Annotated in this window: 6 protein-coding genes; all 6 read left to right on the forward strand. The window is 57.8% G+C overall.

Features of this window, described 5'->3' with window-relative positions; all coding sequences use genetic code 11:
* Positions 1 to 12: 12 nt before the first annotated feature.
* Positions 13 to 213 (forward strand): photosystem II reaction center protein J, encoded by a 201-nt coding sequence (locus KBY72_RS02445; protein ID WP_094559112.1) that lies wholly within the window; start codon positions 13 to 15, stop codon positions 211 to 213.
* A gap of 82 nt (positions 214 to 295) precedes the next feature.
* Positions 296 to 952: a lysophospholipid acyltransferase family protein gene (locus KBY72_RS02450; RefSeq protein ID WP_254960367.1), complete on the forward strand. Its 657-nt coding sequence runs from the start codon at positions 296 to 298 to the stop codon at positions 950 to 952.
* Positions 943 to 2,244 (forward strand): 3-deoxy-D-manno-octulosonic acid transferase, encoded by a 1,302-nt coding sequence (locus KBY72_RS02455; protein WP_254993009.1) that lies wholly within the window; start codon positions 943 to 945, stop codon positions 2,242 to 2,244. Before KBY72_RS02450 ends, KBY72_RS02455 begins: the two co-directional genes overlap by 10 nt.
* A 46-nt stretch (positions 2,245 to 2,290) precedes the next feature.
* Positions 2,291 to 3,310 (forward strand): tetraacyldisaccharide 4'-kinase, encoded by a 1,020-nt coding sequence (gene lpxK, locus KBY72_RS02460; protein WP_254993010.1) that lies wholly within the window; start codon positions 2,291 to 2,293, stop codon positions 3,308 to 3,310.
* Positions 3,291 to 4,436: a lipid-A-disaccharide synthase gene (gene lpxB / locus KBY72_RS02465; protein WP_254993011.1), complete on the forward strand. Its 1,146-nt coding sequence runs from the start codon at positions 3,291 to 3,293 to the stop codon at positions 4,434 to 4,436. Before lpxK ends, lpxB begins: the two co-directional genes overlap by 20 nt.
* A partial coding sequence (locus KBY72_RS02470) for an ABC transporter ATP-binding protein (RefSeq protein WP_254993012.1) occupies positions 4,433 to 6,162 on the forward strand: 1,730 nt, incomplete at its 3' end. The genes lpxB and KBY72_RS02470, both read left to right, overlap by 4 nt.

Raw genomic sequence — 6,162 nt, forward strand, 5'->3', positions numbered from 1 at the left:
GGAGAGCTCCCGATGAGCGGCAAGAAGTCCAACCTGCCTGATGGCCGGATTCCAGATCGTCTGCCGGATGGTCGTCCTGCAGTTGCTTGGCGCTCTCGCTGGACCGAAGGGGTTTTGCCCCTGTGGCTGGTCGCAACAGCTGGCGGTATGGCAGTAATTTTTGTTGTTGGGCTGTTTTTCTACGGCTCATACGTGGGCGTTGGTTCCGCCTGAGTTGGCTTCCGATCTGATTCGTGATTCCCTGCAGAATTGCCGTTTTCGGCAGATCTGTAGGGTTTTTTGATGGGCCGTTTTGGTGAAAAAACGAACCCTGCTCAATAACCGACTGCTGGCCAGCCTTGCCGGCGCTGCGCTCAATTGCTACGGGGAGCTGTTTGTGCGTACCTCGCGGATCCGCATTCAGGCCCATCCCGATACCTATCGGTTGGTTCAGGAACAGGGGGCCGCAGTGATTTATGCCCTCTGGCATCGCCACGCTTTTTTTATACCCCTATTGCGTCGCTTTGATCGGCGCCGGGTGGCTGTTCTGCTCAGTAGCCATCGGGATGGCCAGATCGTTGCCGTGGCAGTGCGCTTACGCGGTTTGGAGGTGGTGGAGGGTTCTTCCACCCGTGGTGGCCTGCAGGCCTATCACTTCCTGCGCCGGGCTCTGCAGCAATGCCAGCCTGTTTGTATCACCCCAGACGGGCCTAAGGGTCCGGCTGAGTTGGTCAAAAGTGGGGTGATTCATCTTGCCCAGCAATCGGGCTGCTCGATTGTGCCGGTTTCTGTTTCCTGCTCCCGCAGCTATCGCTTGCGCTCCTGGGACCGGTCGGTGTTGCCCTTGCCCCTGTCGCGAGTGGTTGTGCAGCTGGGCGAGCCGCTATGGCTGCACAACAGCTTGGTGGATAGCCAGGAGCTGCTGGCGGAGCGATTGCGCCATGGGGCCGACCTGGCTGGTGAGTGCCCGTGAAGCGAGCTAAGGCCTGGTTGCTGCTGGGGCTCTATCGACTGCTCTCCCTTGGCCTGACCCCGTTCTGGCTGGTCTTGTTGCTGGTCCGCCTGGCCAAGGCCAAGGAGGATCCCCGCAGGCTGGGGGAGCGCCTGGGCTGGCCCAGCCGCCGCCGCCCAGCTGGTCCGCTGCTGTGGTTTCACGCCGCCAGTGTGGGCGAACTAAACAGCCTGTTGCCCGTGTTGCGAGCGCTGGATCAGGGTGTTGGAGCGCCAGTGCTGCTGGTGACAACGGTGACACGCACCTCCGCCGCCCTGGCTGACCGGGTATTGCCGCCTGCTGCGATACACCAATTCGTGCCGATAGATCATTGGCTGGCCCTGTTGCCCTTTCGCTGCTATTGGCGGCCCTGTCTGGGGGTTTTGGCGGAGGCAGAGCTCTGGCCTGAGCTGGTGCAGGCGATGCCCCATCTGCACTTGATCAATGCCCGCATGAGCCAACGCTCCTACCTGCGGCATCGGCGGTTCCCTGTTTATGCCGGCTGGTTGCTGGCGCGGGTGGAGGTATGCCTGGCCCAGTCCCAGGACGATGCCGAGCGTTTTCGGCGTCTGGGGGCCCGCGATGTGCGCGCCCTGGGCTCCACCAAGCTCGATGCCGATCTGCCGCCGGTCAATAGCGTTCATCTTGAGCTGGTGCAGCAGGTGTTTGCCGGCAGGTCGGTGCTGCTGCTGGCCAGCAGCCATGCCGGTGAAGAACGGCAATGGATTGAAGCCTGGGTGGAAAACAAGCTGACGCAGCGCCCATTTGGACTGCTGTTGGCACCGCGCCATCCCCAGCGGGCCCAGGAGGTGCTTGCACAGGCGCGGGAGCTGGGACTGTCGGCGGCGCTCTGGAGTGACCTGGCTGGCGGGGGCTTGGCTCCTAACCCCGATGTGCTTGTGGCTGATGTAATTGGCGAGATGGGCACCTGGATCAGCGCAGCGGCCGTGGTGGTGATGGGGGGTAGTTTTTATCCGCAGGGCCGGGCCCTTGGTGGCCAGAACCCCCTGGAGCCCGTGGCCCTGGGTCGTCCCGTGCTCTGTGGCCCCGATATGGCCAACTTTTCTGACCTGCTGGAGCCGTTGCTGTCGGCTGGCTGCCTCCAGCAGTGCGCCGATGTGGCAGCAGCTCTGGCGGCTGCCCTGCCCCTGCTGGTTCAGCCATTGCCGCAGCGGCGTGGGGAGGGCCTGCGCTTGCGCGGCCCCTCCCAGCTGCTTGCTTCACTGCTGCTGAAGCAGTGCCGCTCAAGCAGTGCCGCTGAAGAGTGCCGCTGATGCACTGCCGCTGATTCGATGCAATTAATGAGATGCCAATGATCTAATGCCATTAACTACGCCGCATTTTTGGTATCAGCGCCGCCGTGGCTGGCAGGCCTGGCTGCTCTGGCCACTGGGCTGGCTTTATGGCTGCGCCGTGACTTTGCACCGGCGCGGTACTCGCCCTTGGCGTTGTTCGGTGCCGGTGCTCTCGATAGGCAACCTCACCCTGGGGGGGACGGGCAAGACCCCTCTGGGGATTGCCTTGGCCCAGGGCCTTGAGAAGCGCGGCTGGCGGGTGGCGGTGCTGCTGCGTGGCTATGGCACCCGGCGCCGAAACTCGTGCCTGGTTTCTGCGACCAGCTCCTGCGCGGAGGTGGGGGATGAGGCCCTGGAGTACGCCCAAAGCCTCGGGGATGGTGTGGCGTGGGTGGGCTCGAACCGCTGCCGGAGTGCGGCGTTGGCAGTGGCGGCTGGGGCCACTGTGATCTTGCTGGACGATGGTTTGCAGCACTGGCGTTTGGGCCGTGATTTGGACCTGTCCCTGCTGGATCGAAAGCACGGACTGGGAAACCGTCTGGTGTTTCCGGCGGGCCCGCTACGCGAGCCCCTGGATCAATTGGCCCGGGCCGATGGGCTTGTGTTCACCGGTGCAGAGCCTGTTGAGCCGTTGCCGCCTGTTCCCGTGGGTTGGCCGAGCCACAAGCCACGCTTTGCCGTGCGCTTCTGTTTACTGCCGCCGCCCCAGCTCCAGCAGGAGCGTCTGGTGGCCTTCTGCGGTATCGGCTTGCCGGAGAAGTTTTTTTCAGCTCTGCGGGCCTGCGGACTCCAGCTGGTGGCAACGGAATCCTTCCCGGATCACCACGTTTATGCTGAATCAGACCTGAAGGGTTTGTTGGATTTGGCCCATGCCAATGGCGCACGGTTGGTCACCACCGTCAAGGATGGTCAACGCCTGCCCCACCGTTATCGCCAGGTTGTGAGCTTGGTGCCGCTTCAGGTGGACAGTGCCAGTCTGGCGCCCTTACTGAATTGGCTGGATCAGCGTCTTTGTGCTCTGTCGAATGTTCGGTTCCATGGTTGATCTGGGACGGCGGCGGGTTTTGTTTGTGGCAGGTGAGGCGTCGGGAGATCTCCATGGCGGCTTCTTGGTGCGCGAGCTGCAGCGCCAAGTGCCGGGGGTAGAGATAGCAGGGGTGGGCGGTGACCAACTGCGCGCCTGCGGCATCGACATCCTGGCCGACGTGCGAGTGCTTTCTGCGGTTGGCTTGGTGGAGATCATCGGTAGTCTTCGCCGTCACCACCGCGTGATGGAGTTGTTGAAGCATCAGATGGATAACCATCGCCCGGATGTGGTGGTGCTGGTTGACTATCCCGGCTTCAATATGTTTGTGGCTAAGGAGGCTAAGAAGCGCGGCATCCCTGTGTTTTTCTACATTGCGCCCCAGGTTTGGGCCTGGGGCCAGGGAAGGGCCAAAAAGATGGAGCGGCTAATTGAGCGCCTGGCAGTAATTTTCCCGTTTGAGGAGCCCATCTTTAATTCCCATGGCCGCGACTTTGCTCGCTATGTGGGCCATCCACTAGTAGATGAGCTCCAAGTCAGTTGCTCCCGTGAGCAGACGCGGCTTCGCCATGGGTTATCTCTGGAGCAGTCCTTGCTTGTGTTGATGCCTGGCAGTCGCCAGGCTGAAGTGCGGATGCTTTTGCCCGCCATGCTGAAAGCTGCCAACCAGCTCAAACTCGATGGTTGGCAGGTTGTCTTACTGAAGGCGCCCACCATCGATCGTTCCTATTTAGAGCAGGCGAATGGTGGAGAGGCACTGCCGGTTCCCCTGGTTGATGGCGACGCCCATAACCTGCTGCATGCTGCCGATGCTGGTGTGATCGCCTCTGGCACAGCCACCCTCGAGGCGGCCTTGTTGGGTTGTCCCCATGTGATTCTTTATCGCTTCTCCTGGCTTACTTATTTGATTGCCAGGCTGGTAATTGGCCAGCGCTCAATGGGCCTACCCAATGTTATTCTCGGGCGCCAGTTGTTTCCCGAGCTAGTTCAGAGGCACGTGACGGCTGACAAAATTGTGAGATCCCTGCGGAGCCTCAACCATGATCGGGCCCTATTTAATCAATCTGTGCAGGAGTTGCAGGCAACCATGGGCCCCCCTGGGGCATCCAGGCGAGCGGCCGATGAATTAGTAGGCTTGCTTAAATGAGCACACAAATTTATCAAAGGCTGGCCTTTTATGGACGCAGCCATTTGTGGCCGGGCTTTTCTCTAGCCCTATTCTTTAATTTTCTGTATGGCGCGTCAACCGGCTTTGTGCCATTGGTAATTCGCTACCTTTTTGATGATATTTTGCCTTCGAGCGATCGAAGTCGTTTGTATTTGGCGCCCGTAGTTATACTTGTGGTGATAGTGCTTAGGGCGGTATCTCAATATCTAGGATCTTATCTGACTGAGGCCGTTGGTCAGTCAATTACGGCTGACTTGCGCCATCAACTTGCTGAGCGAATATTGGATTTGCCCCAGTCCTACGTGGATCGCAATTCCTCCACCGTGTTGGTGTCTCGAGTGCTCACTGATGTTTCACTCGTCAAGAGTGGAATTGTTGACGGCTTTTCGTCTATATTTAAAGATTCCCTAACCCTGATAGTTCTGGTTTGCGTAGCTTTTTATCAAGATTGGCTGCTGTCGTTGATCGCTTTCATTCTTTTCCCGCTGGCTATATTGCCGATTCTTAATTCTTCCAAAAAAGTCAGACGTCACTCTAGTAAAGGGCAGCTGAGTCTGGCCAAGTTGGCCTCATTCCTCCAGGAGTCGGTAATCGGCTTGCGGGTGGTCAAGATCTTCGGTATGCAGGCCTATGAGTTGTCGAGGTTTGATCAAGAGAATCAAACGGTTTTAAAGGCTGCTCTGAAGACAACTCGGGCCAAGCTTGCCAATCAGCCATTAATGGAAGTAATAGGTGCGATTGGCTTTAGTGCAGTTTTAGTATATGGCGGTGAAAACGTAATTGCTGGCACGCGTACCACTGGTAACTTCTTTGCCTTTTTGACCTCTCTCTATCTTTGTTATGCGCCCTTTAAGGGGATTGCTAGATCTAATTCTATATTGCAGCAAGGTGTCTCTGCCGCCAGTGATTTATTCAATATTCTCGATACTAAGCCTGAGCCTCCTGAGGCTTCCAGCCCCCAGTCCTTAAACAGTGTTTCTGAAGGCCTTGTGGCCAGGAATGTCTGTTTTGGTTATGGCGATGAACTGGTTATCGATGACTTATCTTTAGAGCTGCCTTGCAGCGGGACTGTCGCATTGGTTGGGCCTAGTGGTGGCGGTAAAAGTACCATAATTGACTTATTGTGTCGCTTTTACGACCCCAGCTCAGGAGTTATATCAATTGATGGCATTGATATTCGCCAGCTTTCTCTGGCATCGTTGCGCTCCTTGATTTCAGTTGTTGATCAAAATACATTTCTTTTTAATGACACTGTTGCTAACAACATTGCCTATGGCTTGTCTTCGGCTTCGTCGCCCCAAATTGAGGCTGCTGCAAGGGCTGCAAATGCTCATGATTTCATTATTCAACTGCCCGAGGGCTATGCCACCCTTATTGGAGAAAACGGCACGATGCTCTCTGGCGGCCAGCGTCAGCGAATTGCAATTGCGCGTGCATTAATTAAGGATGCGCCCTTGCTGTTTCTGGACGAGGCCACCTCTGCCCTCGACTCAGCCTCTGAGCAGGTTGTGCAAGAAGCCCTAGACCGATTGATGGCTGACCGCACCACCTTGGTGGTGGCCCATCGCCTCTCCACTGTGGTGAATGCCGACTGCATTTGTGTGATTTCGGGTGGCCGAGTGGTTGAGTCGGGAAATCACGCCACCCTGCTGGCTCGCGGCGGCACTTATGCCGACCTATTTTCGACACAATTCGCAAACGCTGA

Source organism: Cyanobium sp. BA5m-21 (genome assembly GCF_024346235.1).
In the GTDB taxonomy this organism is placed as follows: Bacteria; Cyanobacteriota; Cyanobacteriia; order PCC-6307; family Cyanobiaceae; genus Cyanobium_A; species Cyanobium_A usitatum.